The sequence below is a fragment of the Cognatiluteimonas telluris genome, from assembly GCF_011320095.1.
GTDB classification, from domain to species: Bacteria; Pseudomonadota; Gammaproteobacteria; order Xanthomonadales; family Xanthomonadaceae; genus Cognatiluteimonas; species Cognatiluteimonas telluris.
This window is the reverse complement of the sequence record NZ_JAANOY010000001.1, coordinates 127,173-145,383: the sequence shown is the minus strand read 5'-3', so window position 1 is coordinate 145,383 and position 18,211 is coordinate 127,173. Positions and strand designations below refer to the sequence as shown.

Sequence of the window (18,211 nt, the reverse complement as noted above, 5' to 3'; positions counted from 1 at the left end):
GCACGGCGAAGGAGACCCACGCCGTGGGCATCGGGCCGCACGATCAGCAGCAGCCGTGCTTGCCGTGGTGCTCGCCACCGGCCACGGCGCCGACCCCGGTGGTTTCCCCGCGCAGGCTCGCCGCATGGTGCTCGGCGATCACCCGCGCCACGCACGACGTCACCCGCTTGCCCATCGGGACGTGCAGGAATTCGTTGGGGCCGTGCGCGTTGGAATGCGGCCCGAGGACGCCGGTAATCATGAACTGCGCGCCGGGGAATTTCTCACCAAGCATGCCCATGAACGGGATCGTGCCGCCTTCGCCCATGTACATCGCCGGGCGGCCGAAGAATTCCTGGCTGGCGGTGTCGATCGCGCGCTCCAGCCACGGTGCGCTGGCCGGTGCGTTCCAGCCGCTGCTGGCCTTCTCCAGCTCCAGCGTGACCTTGGCGCCATTGGGCGGATCGCGTTCGATGATGCGCTTGAGGTCCTCGCCGGCGCGCTTGCCGTCCAGCGTCGGCGGCAGCCGCAGGGACAGCTTCAATGCGGTGAACGGACGCAGCACGTTGCCGGCCGAGGCCAGCGGCGGGATGCCGTCGACGCCGGTCACCGACAGCGCCGGCCGCCAGGTGCGGTTGAGCACGAGCTCGGATACGTCATCGCCGCCGTCGAACATCGGCGTCATTCCCGGCAGCAGCGGGAACTTGTCGTAGACCTCGTCGCCCAGCACCTCGGCGACCTTGCGCGCTTGCGCCAGGCGGTCGGGCGGGACTTCGACATGCAGGCTGTCGACCAGGATGCGGCCGGTGTCGGCGTCCTCGATCCGCGCCAGCAGTTGCCGCATCAGCCGGAAGCTCGATGGCACGATCCCGGAGGCATCGCCCGAATGCACGCCTTCCTCCAGCACCTGCACGGTGAGGTTGCCACCGGCCAGGCCGCGCAGCGACGTCGTGCACCACAGCTGGTCGTAATTGCCGCAGCCCGAATCCAGGCACACCACCAGCGACGGCTTGCCGATACGATCGGCCAGGTGGTCGACATAGGCGGGAAGGTCGCCGCTGCCGGATTCCTCGCAGGCTTCGATCAGCACCACGCAGCGCGCGTGCGGGGCGCCCTGCTGCTGCAGCGCCTGGATCGCCGCCAGCGAACCGAAGATCGCGTAGCCGTCGTCGGCGCCGCCGCGGCCATAGAGCCGGTCCTCGCGCAGCACCGGTTCCCACGGACCCAGGCCTTCATCCCAGCCGGTCATTTCCGGTTGCTTGTCCAGGTGGCCATAGAGCAGCACGCAGTCCTCGCCGCTGCGTCCGTCGGTCGCCGGGATGTCGAGGAAGATCAGTGGCGTGCGGCCGTCCAGCCGCACCACCTCGACGATCATGCCGTCGACAGGCTGCTTCCGTGCCCAGCGCTCCATCAAGGTCACTGCGGCGTCCATATAGCCATGGGCGACCCAGTCGGCATCGAACATCGGCGACTTGTTGGGGATCCGGATGTAGTCGCACAGCTGCGGGACGATGTCCTGGTCCCACATGTCGGACACGAAGCTGTCGATCGCGGTCGCCTGCAGCGACGCGGGGCCCTGTGGCGCGGGGGCGGTGGGCTGGGCGGGGGTGGCATCCATGGGCAGCGGTTCCGAAGGTCGAACCGTCATTCTACAAGCCCGCTCCTCACGGGCTCGTCTGTAGGACTTTTCCGACAGCCTCGCGCGGCATTGACCGGCTTCGCGCCAGGGGCTGCGGCGATACGGTGCCTGCATGGGATTCGCGCAGACTTTCTCCACCGGCAGGGACCAGGCCGGCATGAACGGAATCCCACCCTCGAAGGAATCGACATGAATACTGCAATCGCCACCAGGGCCCGGCTGCTGGGCCGTGCACTCGCCCTCTCGCTGCTGCTCGCCAGCGCCGCCCATGCCGCCGACCGTGCCCCTGCAAGTGGCGTGGACCGGGTCAACCTCAACACCGCCGACGCCGCCACCATCGATCGCGTGCTGCTCAACATCGGCCCCTCCAAGGCCGAAGCCATCGTTGCCTATCGCAAGGCGCACGGCAGCTTCAAGAGCCCCGAGCAGCTGGCGCTGGTCAAGGGCATCGGGCTGAAGACGGTCGAGAAGAACCGCGGGCGCATCGTGCTTGGCGGCAGCGCCGTGCCGGCACACGCATCGCGGCCAGCGGCCCCGTCGGCCCGCCGCTGACGCAACGCGACAACCGGGGCGCGCGCGGCCGCGTGCCGCCCCCGATCCACTGGGGCAGGCAGCGCGGAGCGCGCCTGGCACCAGGCAAGGACGCCCCGAGGAAGCCCGGCAAGGAGGCCGGAACAGGGACGTATGCCGCCCGGCCCCGCTGGAAGCAGGGTCGGGCGGCTTCTTTTCGTCGCTCGCGTGCATGGCTCCGATGCGCCGGACGATGGCCGGGACGCGCCCGCCAACGGCCGCCGTCGCGGCCGCACTACACTGTGGGCATGCCTTTGTCCGCCGAACGCACCCGCGTCATCCCCGCGCGCCTGTACCGGCGCGAGCGCTGGAAGAACCAGCTCGGATGGACGCGCGAGATCGCCCGTTCGGCCGGCGAGGGCGACTGGACCTGGCGGTTGTCGATCGCCGAGATCGAACAGGATGCGGCGTTTTCGCGTTTCGATGGCGTCGACCGCGAGCTCGTGCTGCTGTCGGGCAACGGTCTGCGGTTGTGTTTCGACGATGGCCAGGTCAACGAGTTGCTGCCGCCTCACGATCGCCTGCGGTTTTCCGGTGAGCGCGCTGTCAGCGGGCAGCTGATCGATGGCCCGACCCAGGATTTCAACCTGATGTGGCGTCGCGATGCGATCGATGCCCAGCTCTGGCACCGGCCGCTGGTGGGGCCGATGGTGGTGTTCGTCGAACCAGGCAGCCTGTGGGCCGTGCACCTGATGGCCGGCCAGGCGCGTTTTGCCGCTGCCTCCGGGCTACCGGATCTGGCGACGGCGGACACCGCGCTGCTGGCGGCGCCGGGCAGCGCGCGCGAGCGCTTCGTGCTCGATGGTGGCGGCGAACTGCTGCTGGCCCGCTTGCAGCCACAGCGCTGACCGGATACCGGGCGCCGTTAGAACAACGCCGGCAACACCACCGCGGCCGATACCGCGGCACCCAGCCCGAACACGCTCAGCGCCCATTGCCGCGCACTGCGTCCGCGCGCCCACATCCACAGCCCCGACAGCCCCAGCAGCAGCATGCCGACGGCGAAGCTGTCGCCGAGCAGCACCCACGCCCAGCCGCCGCCGACACCCTTGTGCAGGCGGTTGAAGGCCGCCAACCAACTTTGCCGGCTGTGTTTGACTTCGGCCTGCGCCGCGCCCGGTGTGTATTGCAGCGACCACGAGGCGCGCGCGTCGCCTCCCGACAGGTTCCATTGTTCGGCGCCGCCATCGCTGCCGCGTGGCGGTCCCTTGCGGATCGTCTGCGCGTCCAGGTGCTGGCTGTCGCGCAGCCAGAGCGACAGCGCCTCGGCCGATGCGCGTGCGGAAACCGGGACAGACAGTTGCACACGACCGGCATCGCTGCTTTCGCCCTGCGGCCAGGCGTTGTCGCCGCTGCGATGGTTCATCACCAGCCCGGTCAAGCCGTAGAGCACGGCGGCGAGCGCGCCCCACGCGCCGATCCACAGATGCAGTTGCCGGATCCAGCGGTGGGTACGCGCGTGGTGGGTGCGGGTCGGGGTGGGCTTGCGGTGCATGGAAGGAATGGTCATTGCGCGGCGTGGAAGATCGGATGGCGGCCTGGCTGCGCTCAGGGCTCGGCCCAGAGTCGCAGCAGGTTGTGATAGAGGTTGGTCAGTTGCAGCAGCGCATCGCGATCGGCGTTGGCGGCCGTGAGTTTGCGCACGCTGGCATCGAGCTCCAGCAACATGCGGCGCCGCTGCGCGTCGCGGACCATGCTCTGTACCCAGAAAAACGCCGCCAGTCGCGCACCGCGCGTCACCGGCTCGACCCGATGCAGGCTGTCGGCCGGGTAGACGACGAGGTCGCCTGCGGACAGCTTCACTTCGTGCTCGCCGTAGGTGTCGCTGACGATCAGCGCGCCGCCGTCGTAACTGTCCGGTTCGCTGAGGAACAACGTGCCGGCCACGTCGCTGCGCAGCCACCCGCCGCCATCGAGTGCCATCATCGCGCCGTCGACATGCATGCCGTATTCGCCGCCGCCTTCGTAGCGATTGAAGCGCGGCGGCATCGTTTGCGCCGGCAGCACGGCGGCATGGAACAGCGCATTGCCCGCCAATGCCGCCAATACCTCGGCCCCCAGTTCACGCCGCAGCGGGGAGGCGTCGGGCAACTGCCGGTTGCGCTTGACCTGCGCCCCCTGCGCGCCCACGGTCTCGCGCCCGTCGACCCATGGCGCGGCTTCCAGGCGCTGGCGCATGCGCTCGACCTGGGACGGTTCCAGCACCTGCGGAATGTGCAGCAGCATCGAAGGCTCCGTGTGCGTTGGCTCTGGCGATGTCCGCCGGCCATCCACGCTCGATCAGAAGTGGAAATCCGCGCTCAGCAGCACCGAACGGCGCACGCCGGGGACGTAGCGATAACCGCTCTTGTTGATCGCCGCGACATAATCCCTGTCGAACAGGTTGTAGACATTCAGCCGCAAGCCGAACTTCGGGCTGAAGGCATACGTCGCCACCGCATCGACCACCCAGTAACCGTCGGTGCTGGCGGGCGTGCCGATGGCGCGGTCTGTGCCGCGGTGCAGCCCGCCGTTGTAGCGGGCGCCACCGCCAAACGTCAGGCCGTTGCCGGCGTCGTAGGTCGACCAGCTGGTGAACGCGTTGCGCGGCGTGTACGCCAGGTTGCCCGAGCCATCCGCGGTCACCGCCGGTCCGGCGGCGACGCTGGTATCCATGGTGGTGTAGCCGGCCGAGAGCGACCACGCGTCGGTGATGCGGCCGATCGCACCGAGCTCCACGCCGCGCACGCGCTTCTCGCCCGCCTGCAGGTAGGCGCTGTCGTCGGTGGGATCGACGATGACTTCATTGCTGATGCGGGTGTCGTAGAGCGCCGCGGCCAGCAGCAGGCGACCATCGGAGAACTCCCACTTGGTGCCGGCTTCCGCAGTGCGCGCCTTCTGGGGGTCGAAGATCGGGTTGTTGGCGTTGTTGCTCGCCGTGCTCAGCTCCAGCGTGGCGCCGCCGGGAGGCTGTTGCGAAGTCGCGTAGTTGGCGTAGAGGCTGCCGTTGGCCGCCGGCTTGTACAACAGGCCGACGTTCCAGTTGAACAGCGTGTCGCGGGCACGCGCGTTGTTGGGGACCAGCGAGCCCGCCGGCAACGTGCCACACAACGGCGAGCGGGTGGCGCTGCAGACCGCGATCGCGTCCAGCGCGGTGCGGTAGCGATCCAGGCGGACGCCGGCATTGGCCTGCCAGCGCGCATTGAACGCGAGCGTATCGAATGCGTACAGCGCCGCGGTGTCCGTGCGCGCGCGGCCGTGCGCGCCGTTGCGTCCGTAGGCCGGGCTGCTAGCGCTGGCATCGGGCCGATAGAGGTTCGCGGCTGGCCAGGTGCTGCCATCAAGGGCGGCCTGTCCGTGCGTGAGCAGCGTTTCCCGGCTGACTTCCACGCCTGCGCTCAGGTCGTTCTGCATGCCGCCGACCTCGCCCGAATGCAGGCCGAAGTTGGTCTGGTTGGTGACGATGGTGTTGCGCTGGTCCTTGAAGTTGGGATTGCTGCGCGCGATGGTCCAGGTCGAGCGGTCGTCCGGATCGGGCGTGACCCAGTTCGCCTCGGTGGTAGTGAACGAGGTCAACAGGAAGTCCTGCTGGTTGCGGCCCCAACGCGTGGTGTTCTGCAACCGCGCGCCGTCGGAGAACGCGTGCTCCACGCGCACCGTCGCCATGTCGATCGTCTGGTCGTCATGGTCGGACGCGGTGCCGTAGAAATTGCTGCTGTCCACCGGCGGCGCGTCCGACAGCCACGGGCGCGCGGGATCGGGCGAGGAAAATCCAGGCAACCCGATCGTCGGCACGAAGCCATCGGGAATGTTGTCCTGGCGCACGTGCAGGTAGTCCAGATAGACGCGGGTCGACGTGCCCAGCCCGAAGGCCAGCGTCGGCGCGATGCCCCAGCGTTTGTTCCTCACTTCGTCGCGACCGGCGACGCCGCCGTCCTGCGCCATCACGTTGACGCGGAATGCACTGTGCTCGCCGATGGCGCGGTTGAGGTCGGCCGTGGTGCGCTTCTGGTCCGCGCTGCCGAATGAAACGCTGCCGTCGACGGCGTCCTCCATGCGCGGCTGCTTGCTCACCATGTTGATCGCGCCGGTCGGCGAACTGCGGCCGAAATCCGTCCCCGCCGGCCCCTTCAGCACTTCGACCTGCTGGATGTTGAACACATCACGCGACACCGAGCCCAGGTCGCGCACGCCGTCGACGAAGATGCTGCTGGACGCGTCGAACCCGCGCATGTACACGGTGTCGCCGGTGCTGGTGCTGCCATTTTCCCCGGCATAGAAGGTGCCGACGCCCGGGCTGTTGCGCAGCGCCTCGACCAGCGAAGTCGCGCCCTGCTCGTTGAACAGGTCGTTGCCGATCACGCTCACCGTGCGCGTGGTGTCGACCAGCGGCTGGGTGAATTTCGGCGAGCTCAGGTCCGAGGGGCCGTACTTCAGTCGCTGGGCCACCACAGAAATATGGTCGAGGGCCTCGGCAGGGCCGGACGTGCCGCCGCTGCCCCCCGCGGCGTTCACCGCGTCCTGGGCATCCTGCGCCGATGCCGGCAGGGCAAGCAGGCCCCCGGCGAGGAGGGTGGCGAGCGACAACGGGCTGGCGAACAGGAGCGGATTGCGCAGGTGCTTACGGCTACGGATGGGGGACATGCAGGGAGGGAAACCGGTGCGGGAATCCGCCCATTCAACCGCAAATGATAAGCATTCGCAACAACTGGACGGCGCATGTCGCGTCCGGGAGCGGGCGTCCAAGCCGCAAACGGGCTCAGCCGGATGACGGGAGGATCAGTCGCGGATCGTCCGCGGGTCGTCCATTGGCGTGCCGCCAGCGACCATGCACCGCTGCCGCGCGCAAACCGGTCACCCGCGATCGTCGCGCGTCCAGACCGCGCCTTCCGCCACCTGGGTGGGGAACTTCACCACCGGCGAATAGGCCGGCGGATTGAGCGCGAGCCCATTGCGCACGTCGAATTTCGAACCGTGCAGCACGCATTCGATGGTCGCCTCCTCGGCGTCGAACGGGCCGGCCGACAATTCGAAATCCTCGTGGCTGCAGCGATCCTCCAGCGCGTAGAAATCGCCGTCGTAGTTGACGACCAGGATCGCCGTGTCGCCGTCCCACGCCACCCGCGATTCGCCCGGCAGCAGCTCGCCGGTGGCGCACACACGCACCCAGCCGACAGTGCCGCCAGCCGCGCTCACAGCGGCTTCTCCAGCACTTCGAAGCGCAGGTCGTCGCGTTTGGGATCGCCGAAGCGCGCGTCGCCATAGGGGAAGGGCTTGTGGATCCCGGTGCGGCGATACCCGCGTCGCTCGTAGAAGGCGATCAGTTCGTCGCGCACGTCGATCACGGTCATGCGGATCGCCGGCAGCTGCCAGTCATCGCGCACGATGCGCTCGGCTTCGGCGAGCACCTGCTTGCCGATGCCGGCGCCCTGCAGGCGCGGCTGCACCGAGAACATGCCGAAGTAGCCGGCGCCGTCCTGTTCGGCGATGTGCGCGCACGCGAGCAGGTCGCGCGTGCCCGCTCCCCCGGACGCCTGCTCGGCGAGCAGGAACACATTGCCCGGCGATGCCAGCGTCGCCAGGATTTCATCGTCACCAGTGCGACGGCCATCGAGCAGGTCCGCTTCGGTCGTCCAGCCCGCGCGACTGGCGTCGCCGCGGTACGCCGATTCCACCAGCGCGACGATCGCATCGACGTCGTCGCGGCCGGCAAGACGGAACTGCAGCGCGGCCGTCATGCGAATCGGTACGCGAGATAGCGCAGCCACGGCCACGCCATCGCTGCCAGCAACAAAAGCAGCAGGGGCAGCGCAACCCAGAGCACGAGCTTGATGGCCTTCGCGGCGCGACCCTGGATGGCTTCGGCGCGGGTATTGATGTTCTCCACCCGGCCCAGCTGCGCCTCGTACATCTCGAACTGCCGCCGCTGCAGCGCCAGCGCCTCGCCCTGGCGTTCGATCTGAAGCCGCTGCTGGTCGCGAATCTCACGCAGCAGGCTGGCGATCTCTTCGGTCATCGTCATCGGTCCCCGTTCGCCTTCCCCAGGAGCGGCTCCAGCCGCGAGCCCTCGCGACACCACCGGAAAATTCTAGCCCAGCAAGCGCCGGACCTTGCGCAGCGCCGCGACGAACGCCTCGATCTCGTCATGCGTGTTGTAGAACGCGACCGACGCGCGGCAGGTCGCGGGCACGCCGAAATACTGCATCAGTGGATGCGCGCAGTGATGGCCGGAGCGCACTGCGACGCCTTCCAGGTCGAGCAGCGTGGCCAGGTCGTGCGCATGCGCGCCTTCGACCAGGAAGCTGACGACGGACGCCTTGTGCGGCGCGGTGCCGAAGATGCGCAATCCCTCGACCTGCTGCATGGCCTGGGTGAGATGCGCCAGCAGGTCGGCCTCGCGCTCGGCGACGCGGTCCATGCCCAGAGCATCGAGGTAATCGACCGCGGCCCCGAGGCCGATGTGGCCGGCGATGTTCGGCGTGCCGGCTTCGAACCGGTGCGGTGGATCGTTGAAGACCGTGCCCTCGAAGCGCACCTGCCGGATCATCTCACCACCGCCAAGGAACGGCGGCATCGCCTGCAGGTGTTCGCGGCGGCCCCACAAGCCGCCGGTGCCGGTCGGCCCGCACATCTTGTGGCCGGTGAAGGCATAGAAGTCGCAGCCGATCGCGGCGATATCGACCGCCATGTGCGGCACCGCCTGCGAGCCGTCGACGACGGTGACGATCCCGCGCCGGCGCGCCTCGCGGCAGATCCCGCGCACCGGATTGACCGTGCCAAGCACGTTGGAGACGTGCGTGACGCCGAGCAGCTTGACCTCCGGCGTCATCGCCGCGTGCAGCGCATCCAGGTCGAGGGCGCCGTCGGGCGTGATCTCGGCGACCCTGATCACCGCGCCGGCGCGCTCGGCGATCAGCTGCCAGGGAACGATGTTGGCGTGGTGCTCCATTCGCGTGAGCAAGATCGCGTCGCCCGGCTTGAGCCGCGGCAACGCCCACGCATAGGCGACCAGGTTGATCGCGAAAGTGGTGCCGCTGGTGAGGACCATCTCGTCGGCGCGCACGTTGAGGTGGCGTGCGAGCTTGCCGCGCGCGGCCTCGTAGGCTTCCGTCGCCTCGCTGCCGAGCGCGTGCACGGCGCGGCTGACGTTGGCGTTGTGGCGTCGGTAGAAGTCGTCGACCGTGTCGATGACGACCGCGGGTTTCTGCCCGGTATTGGCCGAATCCAGGTAGACCAGCGGCTTGCCATGCACCTGGCGCGTGAGCAGCGGGAAGTCGGCGCGCACGCGCGCCCAGTCGACGGCCGGGTCGGCCGCGCCCGCCAGTGCTGGCGTCGGGCGGGCGGTGTTCATGCCACCTCCATCCGCGCCAGCGCGTGGTCCAGCGCGGCCGTGAGGACATCGCGCAGGGCAGCGTGTTCGATCAGCGCGACGACTTCGCGGCAGAACGCCCCGGTCAGCAACCGGCGCGCGGCCGGTTCCGGCAGGCCGCGCGAACGCAGGTAGAACAGCGCGGTGGGATCGAGCTGGCCGACGGTTGCGCCATGCGCGGCCTTGACCTCGTCGGCATGGATCTCCAGCACCGGCTGCGCATCGATCTCGGCGTTGTCGCCGAGCAACAGGTTCTTGTTCGACAGCGTCGCATCGCTGCCGTCGGCGCCCGGCCGGATGACGATGCCACCGTGGAAGACGCTGCGCGCGCGGCCCGCGGCCAGCCCGCGCCAGACCAGGTCGCAGCGGGTGTCGCGCGCGATGTGCTCGATGCCCAGGCGGGTTTCCAGGTGCTGCCGGCCGCTGCCGAGCAGCACGCCGTTGGCCCGCACGCTGGCGCCGGTGCCTTCCAGCCGCACGTTGAGTTCATGCCGCGACAGGGCGCCGCCGAGCTCGAGGTCGACGCGGGTGTAGCGCGCCTGGCCCGCCAGTACCGCATCGGTGCGCGCCAGCGCGATCGCGCCCGTGGCTTCGTCCTGCACGCGGGCGTGGACCAGTTGCGCGCCCCGGCCCAGGTGCACGTGGGCGAGCGTATTGCCGAGGTTGGCGTGCGCGCCGCCGCAAAGATGGTGCTCGACCACCGAGGCGCTTGCGTCCGCGCGCAGTGCGATGAGATGCCGCGCGTGCCAGGCGACATCGCCCATCGCCGGCGCGCCGATGAAGACCAGGTGGATCGTTGGCGCGACCGACACGCCGTCGTCGATCCGCAGCACCGCGCCTTCGTCGGCGAGCGCGGCATTCAAACGTGCGAAGACTTCGTCGCGACCGTCGAAGCGCCGCTGCAGCACGTTGCCGTCGCGTGGGCTGCCTTCGCGCAGCAGCTGCGACAAGGGCAGCAGTTCGACCCCGTCCGGCAAACCGCGGCCATCCGAAGCGGAGGGATCGAAGCGGCCATTGACGAACACCAGCCGCGGCGCGGGGAGGGCAGCGACCAGTGCCGGGTCGTACGTCGCGAGCGCGATCGGTGCCGGCTCGAAATTCCGGCGCTCCAGCGCGCGCAGCGGCGCGTACTTCCAGGCTTCGCTGCGCGGACCCGGCAGGCCTTCGGCGACGATCGCGTCGAGCTGCGCGCGCCGTCCGGCGTCGCCACCAAAGCCAGCCGCCAGCGAGTCGAGCAGGGCGCTCATCAGGCGGCGGCCCCGGGCGCCACGCGGTCCTGCAGCCAGGCGTAGCCGTGCTGCTCGAGCTCCAGTGCCAGTTCAGGCCCGCCGGTCTCGACGATGCGGCCGTCGGCGAGCACGTGCACCACGTCCGGGCGGATGTAATCGAGCAGGCGCTGGTAGTGGGTGATCACCAGGAATGCACGCTCGGGCGAGCGCTGCGCGTTGACGCCATCGGCGACGCTCTTGAGCGCATCGATGTCCAGTCCCGAATCGGTCTCGTCCAGGATCGCCAGTTTCGGCTCCAGCACGGCAAGCTGGAAGATCTCGTTGCGCTTCTTCTCGCCGCCGCTGAAACCTTCGTTGACGCCCCGCTGCAGCAGCCGGTCGTCCAGGTGCAGCACGGCGAGCTTCTCGCGCACGCGCTTGAGGAACTGCATCGAGTCCAGCTCCGCCTCGCCGCGCGCCTTGCGCTGCGCGTTGAGCGCCGAGCGCAGGAAATAGGTGTTGTTCACGCCCGGGATCTCGACCGGGTACTGGAAGGCGAGGAACACCCCCGCGGCCGCGCGCTCCTCGGGTTCAAGCGCCAGCAGGTCGCGGCCTTCGAACCGGACCGAACCTGCGGTGATCTCGTAGCCCTCGCGGCCGGCGAGCACGTTGCCCAGCGTCGACTTTCCGGCGCCGTTGGGGCCCATGATCGCGTGCACCTCACCGGCCTTCACGTCGAGCGAAAGGCCCTTGAGGATGTCGCGCCCGTTGATGCGGGCATGGAGATTTTCGATGGTGAGCATGGGCATGCAACGGTTCCAGGATTCTTTGGTAGGAGCGGCTCCAGCCGCGGGCTTTTTGTCCGGGAAGTCTGTGGCTGGCGATGGCGGGTACGGCAGAGCTCGCGCTTGGCGCCGCGCCTGCCCACCACGGCCGGGTCAGCCGACGGCGCCTTCCAGGCTGACTTCCAGCAGCTTCTTGGCTTCCACCGCGAATTCCATCGGCAGCTCGCGGAAGACCTGCTTGCAGAAGCCGTCGACGATCAGCGACACCGCGTCCTCCTCGCTGATCCCGCGTGAGCGGCAATAGAACAGCTGGTCGTCGGAGATCTTCGAGGTGGTCGCCTCGTGCTCGACCGTCGCCGACGGATGCTTGACCTCGATGTACGGGAACGTGTGCGCGCCGCATTGCTTGCCGATCAGCAGCGAGTCGCACTGGGTGTGGTTGCGGGCGCCGACCGCGCTGCGCTCGACCTTGACCAGCCCGCGGTAGGAATTCTGCCCGCGGCCGGCACTGATGCCCTTGCTGACGATCTTGCTCTTGGTGCGCTTGCCGACATGGATCATCTTGGTGCCGGTGTCGGCCTGCTGGCGATGGTGCGTGAGCGCGACCGAATGGAACTCGCCGACCGAGTCGTCGCCCAGAAGAACGCAGCTGGGATATTTCCAGGTGATCGCCGAACCGGTCTCGACCTGCGTCCAGGTCACCTTGCTGCGCGCGCCGCGGCATTGCGCGCGCTTGGTGACGAAGTTGTAGATGCCGCCGACGCCGTTCTCGTCGCCGGGATACCAGTTCTGCACCGTCGAATACTTGATCTCGGCATCGTCCAGCGCCACCAGCTCCACCACCGCCGCGTGCAGCTGGTTCTCGTCGCGCATCGGCGCGGTGCAGCCTTCCAGGTAGGAAACGTGCGAGCGCTCCTCGGCGATGATCAGCGTGCGCTCGAACTGCCCGGTGTGGCTGGCGTTGATGCGAAAATACGTGCTCAGCTCCATCGGGCAGCGCACGCCCTTGGGGATGAACACGAAGCTGCCGTCGGAAAACACCGCGGCGTTGAGGGCGGCGAAATAGTTGTCGCCGGTCGGCACGACGCTGCCGAGGTATTGCCGCACGAGGTCTGGATGCTCGGCGATCGCCTCGGACATCGAGCAGAAAATGATCCCCTTGTCGGCCAGTTCCTTGCGGAAGGTGGTGCCGACGGACACCGAATCGAACACCGCGTCGACCGCGACGCCGGCGAGCTTGGCGCGCTCGTGCAAGGGCACGCCGAGCTTGTCGTAGGTATCCAGCAGTTCCTGCGGGACGTCGTCGAGCGACTTGTATTTGGGGCCCTTGGGCGCGGAGTAATAGCTGATCGACTGGAAGTCGATCGGTGCGATCTCGAGTTTCGCCCAGTGCGGCGGCGTCATGGTCAGCCAGTGCCGGTACGCGTCCAGGCGCCACTGCGTCATCCACTCCGGCTCGTGCTTGCGCGCGGACAGGGCGCGGATCGTGCCTTCGTCCAGCCCCGGCGGGAGCGCGTCGGATTCGATGTCGGTGACGAAGCCGGCGTCGTAGCGACGGCCCAGCTGCTCGATGATCCCGGCGTTTTCAACCACGGTGGTTTCGATGCCCATGTCGTGCCTCAGGCCGTGGCCAGCGTGGCGGGGATGCGTCGCGGGAGCCGCGGCGGCGGGGCCAGCATCTGCGCCAGGGTGACTTCGCGCAGGGCATCGGCGACGACGTCGTTGATCCGGCGCCAGTTGGCGCGCACGCCGCAGGAGGATTCGATGCCGCAGGCGCCGTCATGCAGGCTGCATTCGGTCATCCCCAGCGGGCCTTCCATCGCCTCGACGATCTGCACCAGCGAGATGTCGCTCGCGGCGCGCGCCAGCCGGTAACCGCCGTTGCTGCCACGGAAGGCCGCGACCAGCCCGGCCTGCGCCAGCGGCTTGAGCAGCTTGGCGACGGTGGGGACCTCGAGTCCGGCCTGCTCGGCCAGTTCGGTCGCGCTGAGCACGTCGTCCGGCCGCGCGGCGAGCACGGTCAGGACCACGGTGGCGTAATCGGTGAGCTTGGTGACGCGGAGCATGGCCCTGGCCGGAGAAAGCGTACCGAAATTGTACGATTTCCCCGTCCCCGGGCCAAGCACTCCCGGCGGCCGGGTCAGGTACCGGTTGGCGCCGGTGGCTGGGGCGGCGGCAGTACGAGATCGAGGTAGGGCGGTGGCGGGGTCGCGCCGGGCGGCAGGTAGGCCGGTGCGGGCTGGCCCGCCGGGCCCAGCGAATGCACGAAGCGGTACAGCGCGCGGCGATCGTCTTCATGCATCGCGCGCAGGGTGAAGTCCGGCATCAGCGGGCGGGTATGCAGGTTGGCGCTGTACTGCATCCAGCCCGCCTCATCCATATCGGCCAGTTTCAAGCGCAGGTTGGCCGGATAGGTCGTGCCCCACGGGCCGTGGTTGCCCAGCGGCGAACCGACCAGCCATTGCGATGTCGGCAAGGTGCCGCCGCTCTCGTTCCAGCCCGGGGTGTGGCAGTCGTTGCAGCCGCCCATGCGCACGAGGTACTCGCCGCGGGCGAGGGTGTCCGCTTCGCCGCCCCTGGCGCCGGCCGCAGCAACAGCCGCGTCGCTGCGAGGTTCGGCGCTCGCCGGGGCGACGCCGCGACTGCAGCCGGCGGTGGCCGTCACGACGGCGGCGCAGAGCATGATGGTGCCGATCGACGTCAGGGGCAGGGCGGGGCGGTTCAACGGAAGGATCATGGTCGTGGTGCAGGAGGAGACAAGCGCCAATACGCAAGCCATGGCGCGCAGCGGCCATGGCCATGGCTTCGTCACGCCACTCCGGGCGACAATGGCCGACTCCAGCACGGAACCCAACGCATGCCCCGCAAGATCGTCGCCCGCAAATCCGCCATCCACGGCAACGGCGTGTTCGCGCTGGTCCCCATCGCCAAGGGCGAACGCATCGTCGAATACAAGGGCCAGCGGCGCACCCATGCCGAGGTCGATGCCGGCGACACCGGCGCGGCGGACAGTGGCCATACCTTCCTGTTCACGCTGGACGACGACTGGGTGATCGACGCCAACTTCGGCGGCAACAGCGCGCGCTGGATCAACTACAGCTGCAATCCCAACTGCGAAGCGGTGCTCGAGGAAAACGAGAAAGACCCGAAGAAGTCCAAGGTCTTCATCGAAGCCAAGCGCGCGATCAGGCCCGGCGACGAGTTGACCTACGACTACGGCATCACCCTGGACGAGCCGCACACCGCGCGCATGAAGAAGATCTGGGCCTGCCACTGCGGCGCGAAGAACTGCACCGGCACGATGCTCAAGCCCAAGCGCTGAGCGGCGTTCCCCGCAGGAGCGGCTGCCGCGCGGAGGAGCGGCTCCAGCCGCGAGCTCTTGACTGCACCAGGACCGCCGGAAGCTCGCCGCTCAAGCCGCTCCTACCGGGACCCGGGCGTAGCGCAGGGCGGATGCGCAAGCCATGCAAAGGGTTGCCATGACTTCCGTCAGGCGGCAGCGCGGGCGCTGGCGCGTAGGCTGCGCGCCACTGGCTGGAGTCCCCGCGCATGCGCCGCTTGTTGCTGCTCGCCCTCATCGGCGCCGCGCTGGCACCTCCGGCCCGGGCGCAGGACACCCATCCCGTCGACGCGAGTCGCGTCGTCATCGACGGCCGCATCGATCCGGCCGAGTGGGCCGGCGCGCGACATGTCACCGACTTCCGCCTGACCGTCCCGGCGTCGAAGGCGCCGGCACCGTATCCGACCGAAGGCTGGATCCTCGCCACGCCCGAAGGCCTGGCGATCGCGATGCACAACACCCAGCCTGCGAGCGTGCCGCGCACGCGCCAGGTCGCGCAGCGCGATGCCGGAGCGCAGGCCGACCGCGTCAACCTCTATGTCGACTTCGATGGCGACGGCCGCACCGGCTACAACTTCACGGTGCTGCTGTCCGACAGCATCATCGACGCCACGATCACCAACCAAAACCAGTTCAGCACCGATTGGGATGGCAACTGGCGGCACGCCGTCAGCGACGATGCCGAAGGCTGGTCGGTGGAGTTGCTGATCCCCTGGAACGCCGCCCCGATGCGCGCGGGCAAGGGAGGCAAGCGCACGATCGGCGTCTCGATCGATCGCGTCGTGGGCGTGACCGGCGAGCGCATGTCGTGGCCCGCGGTGCCCTTCGCCGAGCCGCGGTTCCTGTCGGTGCTGGCGCCGATCGAGATCCCCGCCTACAGCCAGTCACTGCTGGCGATCACGCCGTTCGCCGTCGGCGTCTTCGACAACATTCGCGGCCGGAGCGACTTCGATACCGGCGCCGACGTCTTCTGGAAGCCCAACGGCGGCTTCCAGCTCAGCGCCACGCTCAATCCCGACTTCGGCCAGGTCGAGAGCGACCAGCTGGTGGTCAATTTCAGCGCGGTCGAGACCTTCTTCAGCGACAAGCGTCCGTTCTTCACCGAGAACCAGGGGTTCTTCGATGTGCCGTTCGGATCACTCGGCGCCGATCGTCTGATCTACACCCGCCGCGTCGGCGGCCCCGCCGACGACGGCAGCGGCGCCGGCGACGTCACTGCCGCGGTGAAACTCAACGGCAGCGCGGCGGGCATCAATTACGGCCTGTTCGCCGCCACCGAAGCCGATGAGGTCGGCCGCGACTTCTACGCGATGCGCGCCACGCGCGATTTCGATTCGCAGGGCATCGGCGCGATGGTGACGCGCGTCGACCGTCCGTTCCTCGATCGCGAGGCGACCGTCTACGAGTTCGACCATCGCTGGAATCCCAATCCCCGGCTCGGCATCCGCACCACTGTCGTCGGCAGCGACATACAGCCGCAGGGCCAGGCGACACGGGACACAGGCGTGCAGGTGCTGGTCGACCAGGACCTGGGCAACCAGTGGCGCCAGCAGCTCTATGCCGAGCACCTGGGCGACGGATTGCAGCTCAACGACTTCGGCTACCTGCAACGCAACAACTACAACTACCTGCGTTACCAGTTCGCGCATCGCGAGACCGGGCTTCCGGCCGCCTCGCGGTACGCCGCGCACGACTGGCGCTACACCTTCGCCGCGCGCCGCAACGACCATGGCGTGCGCCTGTCGGACGCCGCCCAGGCCGAGGTGGCCAGCGACCTGCGCAACGGCGGCAACGACTTCATGCAGCTGGCGTACTTCAGCGCCGGCCACGACGACCTGGTCACGCGCGGCAACGGCGTCGTCGACGTACCCGGCAAACTCTACGGGTTCTACGAGCGCTTCACGCCGCGCAAGGGTCGCTGGTCGCGCTACTGGCACCTGCGGTACGCGGCCGAGGGGCTCGATGGGCCGGCGCATGGTTCGATCGAGCTCGATTTCGAGCCGACGTATTTCGTCAACGACAACCTGAGTTTCTCGGCGGGGTTGTTAGCACTGCACAACCCGGACTGGTTGCTGCAGCCGCCGACCGTCGACGCTCCCGGCAACCTGCTTGCCAGCTACCGCGCCAACCAGCTGTCGCTCAACGGCGGCGTGCAATGGATCATCAGCCCGAAGCAGGAACTGCGGGTGAAGCTGGAGACGATCGCGCTCGATGCGCGCGTGCGCCAGGCGTGGCGCGTGGCGCCGGACGGGGCGGCGGTGGCCAGCGACGAGCCGGTGTCGGACTTCAGCCTGCGCAACCTCGGGTTTCAGATCCGCTATCGCTATGAGCTGGCGCCGCTGTCCAACCTCTATATCGCCTACGTGCGCGGCGGCGCCGGAACCCAGGCGTACGCGCAGCAGGTCGGTCCCTTGCTGGGGGATGCGTTCTCGCTGCGCGACAGCGAGCAGTTGCTGGTAAAGCTGAGTTACCGGTTCGAGCTCTAGTCGGCAACAGGCGCGAAGCAGCGGCCAGAAGCCGGTGCCAGCCGTGCCTAGGGGCTGCCGGCCGCCTTCGGGGTGGCGAAGAACAGATGCTTCGGCTCCGGGCGCGAGCGATCGAATTGCCTTCCCACCAGCGTGTGCATCCTGTCTGCTGGCGGCAGGACGATGTCGACGGCAGTCCGCACGCGCGATCGAACGCCATGCCATCCAAGCTCTGAAACCTCACGCTGCGAATACGAGCGTTGGCGTGTGTATTTTTCCACAGCATGCGAATAGCTCAACGCGACGTAATGGCGCAGGATGAAGGGCGATGGATGGATCTTGCGACCTTCGAACACCGCGGCGTGGCCACCGGTAGATACGAGGTCAACAGGACTCCCTGTCCGCTTCCAAAGCTTTACCTGGCGATTTTCCCGCGGCGCGAAGAAGTAATACCTGCGCATCGCGGCAACGTAATCCGTGCCCTCGTACCGCTCGTCGCATGACGTCGGGAAGAACAGGAATTCGTCGAAATTGATCGCGTTGAATCCTTCGAGATCGGCGGCTTCGATGGCCTCACGCAAAGAGGCGAATGGCTCGGGTGCTTCGCGGATCTCATCCGCGTCGTAATGCATGAACCAGTCGGCATCGAGTGTCCGAGCAAGGCGCTCCTCGTTGCGAAGGATCCCCTCGAGATCGAAGTAGCCCGGATAGGGATACCGTTCCAGGAAGATGCCGCGCCCGGCGAACTCCCGCACGATGTCGGCGCTGCCGTCGCTCGAATCGTTGTCGATCACACAGACATCGATGCCCTGCTCCAGGAGGTGGGACAGGCAGCGACGCAGGTAGAGCGCCTCGTTGCGGACGGTCATCAAGGCAA

18 protein-coding genes are annotated in these 18,211 nt (G+C 68.2%); 4 read left to right on the top strand and 14 right to left on the bottom strand.

Annotated elements, in window-relative coordinates; genetic code table 11:
- Positions 1–43: 43 nt before the first annotated feature.
- A complete protein-coding gene (locus G7B67_RS00670; RefSeq protein WP_425482395.1) occupies positions 44–1,507 on the bottom strand; it encodes a M20 family metallopeptidase in 1,464 nt (487 codons plus the stop codon).
- 300 nt (positions 1,508–1,807) lie between these two features.
- On the opposite strand from G7B67_RS00670, the gene G7B67_RS00665 reads away from it, so the two are divergent.
- Both G7B67_RS00665 and G7B67_RS00660 read left to right on the top strand, forming a co-directional pair.
- Positions 1,808–2,170, top strand: coding sequence for a ComEA family DNA-binding protein (locus G7B67_RS00665; RefSeq protein WP_166206251.1), 363 nt, complete (start codon positions 1,808–1,810; stop codon positions 2,168–2,170).
- Between the two features lie 266 nt (positions 2,171–2,436).
- On the top strand, positions 2,437–3,036 hold the full coding sequence (locus tag G7B67_RS00660) for a HutD/Ves family protein (RefSeq protein ID WP_166206249.1): 600 nt from the start codon (positions 2,437–2,439) through the stop codon (positions 3,034–3,036).
- Between the two features lie 17 nt (positions 3,037–3,053).
- Here the strand turns inward: G7B67_RS00660 and G7B67_RS00655 are convergent, their stop codons facing one another.
- The 12 genes from G7B67_RS00655 to G7B67_RS00600 form a co-directional block, all read right to left on the bottom strand.
- Positions 3,054–3,698, bottom strand: coding sequence for a PepSY-associated TM helix domain-containing protein (locus G7B67_RS00655; protein WP_166206247.1), 645 nt, complete (start codon positions 3,696–3,698; stop codon positions 3,054–3,056).
- A gap of 38 nt (positions 3,699–3,736) precedes the next feature.
- Positions 3,737–4,414 carry a Fe2+-dependent dioxygenase gene (locus G7B67_RS00650; RefSeq protein WP_166206245.1) on the bottom strand — a complete coding sequence of 226 codons (678 nt, stop codon included), beginning with the start codon at positions 4,412–4,414 and terminating at the stop codon, positions 3,737–3,739.
- Between the two features lie 54 nt (positions 4,415–4,468).
- Positions 4,469–6,811 (bottom strand): catecholate siderophore receptor Fiu, encoded by a 2,343-nt coding sequence (locus G7B67_RS00645; protein ID WP_166206243.1) that lies wholly within the window; start codon positions 6,809–6,811, stop codon positions 4,469–4,471.
- Positions 6,812–7,021: 210 nt separating this feature from the next.
- On the bottom strand, positions 7,022–7,363 hold the full coding sequence (locus G7B67_RS00640) for a non-heme iron oxygenase ferredoxin subunit (RefSeq protein WP_243412186.1): 342 nt from the start codon (positions 7,361–7,363) through the stop codon (positions 7,022–7,024).
- A complete protein-coding gene (locus tag G7B67_RS00635) occupies positions 7,360–7,905 on the bottom strand; it encodes a GNAT family N-acetyltransferase (protein WP_166206241.1) in 546 nt (181 codons plus the stop codon). Before G7B67_RS00635 ends, G7B67_RS00640 begins: the two co-directional genes overlap by 4 nt.
- Positions 7,902–8,183, bottom strand: coding sequence for a hypothetical protein (locus G7B67_RS00630; RefSeq protein ID WP_166206239.1), 282 nt, complete (start codon positions 8,181–8,183; stop codon positions 7,902–7,904). Before G7B67_RS00630 ends, G7B67_RS00635 begins: the two co-directional genes overlap by 4 nt.
- Before the next feature lie 72 nt (positions 8,184–8,255).
- The gene (locus G7B67_RS00625) at positions 8,256–9,518 is read right to left on the bottom strand and encodes a cysteine desulfurase (RefSeq protein ID WP_166206237.1); all 1,263 of its coding nucleotides are present in this window, start codon (positions 9,516–9,518) and stop codon (positions 8,256–8,258) included.
- Positions 9,515–10,783, bottom strand: coding sequence for a Fe-S cluster assembly protein SufD (sufD, locus tag G7B67_RS00620; protein WP_166206235.1), 1,269 nt, complete (start codon positions 10,781–10,783; stop codon positions 9,515–9,517). Before sufD ends, G7B67_RS00625 begins: the two co-directional genes overlap by 4 nt.
- A complete protein-coding gene (sufC, locus tag G7B67_RS00615; protein ID WP_166206836.1) occupies positions 10,783–11,547 on the bottom strand; it encodes a Fe-S cluster assembly ATPase SufC in 765 nt (254 codons plus the stop codon). Before sufC ends, sufD begins: the two co-directional genes overlap by 1 nt.
- Before the next feature lie 135 nt (positions 11,548–11,682).
- Positions 11,683–13,140 carry a Fe-S cluster assembly protein SufB gene (sufB, locus tag G7B67_RS00610; RefSeq protein WP_166206233.1) on the bottom strand — a complete coding sequence of 486 codons (1,458 nt, stop codon included), beginning with the start codon at positions 13,138–13,140 and terminating at the stop codon, positions 11,683–11,685.
- An 8-nt stretch (positions 13,141–13,148) separates the two neighbouring features.
- The gene (locus G7B67_RS00605; RefSeq protein WP_166206231.1) at positions 13,149–13,595 is read right to left on the bottom strand and encodes an SUF system Fe-S cluster assembly regulator; all 447 of its coding nucleotides are present in this window, start codon (positions 13,593–13,595) and stop codon (positions 13,149–13,151) included.
- A 74-nt stretch (positions 13,596–13,669) separates the two neighbouring features.
- A complete protein-coding gene (locus tag G7B67_RS00600; RefSeq protein ID WP_207780838.1) occupies positions 13,670–14,254 on the bottom strand; it encodes a hypothetical protein in 585 nt (194 codons plus the stop codon).
- Positions 14,255–14,386: 132 nt separating this feature from the next.
- On the opposite strand from G7B67_RS00600, the gene G7B67_RS00595 reads away from it, so the two are divergent.
- Both G7B67_RS00595 and G7B67_RS00590 read left to right on the top strand, forming a co-directional pair.
- Entirely contained in the window at positions 14,387–14,851 is a 465-nt protein-coding gene (locus G7B67_RS00595; RefSeq protein ID WP_166206228.1) for an SET domain-containing protein, read from the top strand.
- A gap of 227 nt (positions 14,852–15,078) precedes the next feature.
- Positions 15,079–17,355, top strand: coding sequence for a DUF5916 domain-containing protein (locus G7B67_RS00590; RefSeq protein WP_166206226.1), 2,277 nt, complete (start codon positions 15,079–15,081; stop codon positions 17,353–17,355).
- Positions 17,356–17,402: 47 nt separating this feature from the next.
- On the opposite strand, the gene G7B67_RS00585 is transcribed toward G7B67_RS00590, so the two are convergent.
- Positions 17,403–18,203 (bottom strand): glycosyltransferase family 2 protein, encoded by an 801-nt coding sequence (locus G7B67_RS00585; RefSeq protein ID WP_166206223.1) that lies wholly within the window; start codon positions 18,201–18,203, stop codon positions 17,403–17,405.
- Between the last annotated feature and the right edge of the window lie 8 nt (positions 18,204–18,211).

Bases quoted from the DNA above. Each gene is read 5' to 3' on its own strand.
- sufD (WP_166206235.1), bottom strand. From the start codon at position 10,783: ATGAGCGCCCTGCTCGACTCGCTGGCGGCTGGCTTTGGTGGCGACGCC.
- G7B67_RS00650 (WP_166206245.1), bottom strand. From the start codon at position 4,414: ATGCTGCTGCACATTCCGCAGGTGCTGGAACCGTCCCAGGTCGAGCGC.
- G7B67_RS00660 (WP_166206249.1), top strand. From the start codon at position 2,437: ATGCCTTTGTCCGCCGAACGCACCCGCGTCATCCCCGCGCGCCTGTAC.
- G7B67_RS00590 (WP_166206226.1), top strand. From the start codon at position 15,079: ATGCGCCGCTTGTTGCTGCTCGCCCTCATCGGCGCCGCGCTGGCACCT.
- G7B67_RS00635 (WP_166206241.1), bottom strand. From the start codon at position 7,905: ATGACGGCCGCGCTGCAGTTCCGTCTTGCCGGCCGCGACGACGTCGAT.
- G7B67_RS00595 (WP_166206228.1), top strand. From the start codon at position 14,387: ATGCCCCGCAAGATCGTCGCCCGCAAATCCGCCATCCACGGCAACGGC.
- G7B67_RS00665 (WP_166206251.1), top strand. From the start codon at position 1,808: ATGAATACTGCAATCGCCACCAGGGCCCGGCTGCTGGGCCGTGCACTC.
- G7B67_RS00630 (WP_166206239.1), bottom strand. From the start codon at position 8,183: ATGACCGAAGAGATCGCCAGCCTGCTGCGTGAGATTCGCGACCAGCAG.
- G7B67_RS00655 (WP_166206247.1), bottom strand. From the start codon at position 3,698: ATGACCATTCCTTCCATGCACCGCAAGCCCACCCCGACCCGCACCCAC.
- G7B67_RS00625 (WP_166206237.1), bottom strand. From the start codon at position 9,518: ATGAACACCGCCCGCCCGACGCCAGCACTGGCGGGCGCGGCCGACCCG.
- G7B67_RS00670 (WP_425482395.1), bottom strand. From the start codon at position 1,507: ATGTGGGACCAGGACATCGTCCCGCAGCTGTGCGACTACATCCGGATC.
- sufB (WP_166206233.1), bottom strand. From the start codon at position 13,140: ATGGGCATCGAAACCACCGTGGTTGAAAACGCCGGGATCATCGAGCAG.
- G7B67_RS00645 (WP_166206243.1), bottom strand. From the start codon at position 6,811: ATGTCCCCCATCCGTAGCCGTAAGCACCTGCGCAATCCGCTCCTGTTC.
- G7B67_RS00605 (WP_166206231.1), bottom strand. From the start codon at position 13,595: ATGCTCCGCGTCACCAAGCTCACCGATTACGCCACCGTGGTCCTGACC.
- G7B67_RS00585 (WP_166206223.1), bottom strand. From the start codon at position 18,203: ATGACCGTCCGCAACGAGGCGCTCTACCTGCGTCGCTGCCTGTCCCAC.
- sufC (WP_166206836.1), bottom strand. From the start codon at position 11,547: ATGCTCACCATCGAAAATCTCCATGCCCGCATCAACGGGCGCGACATC.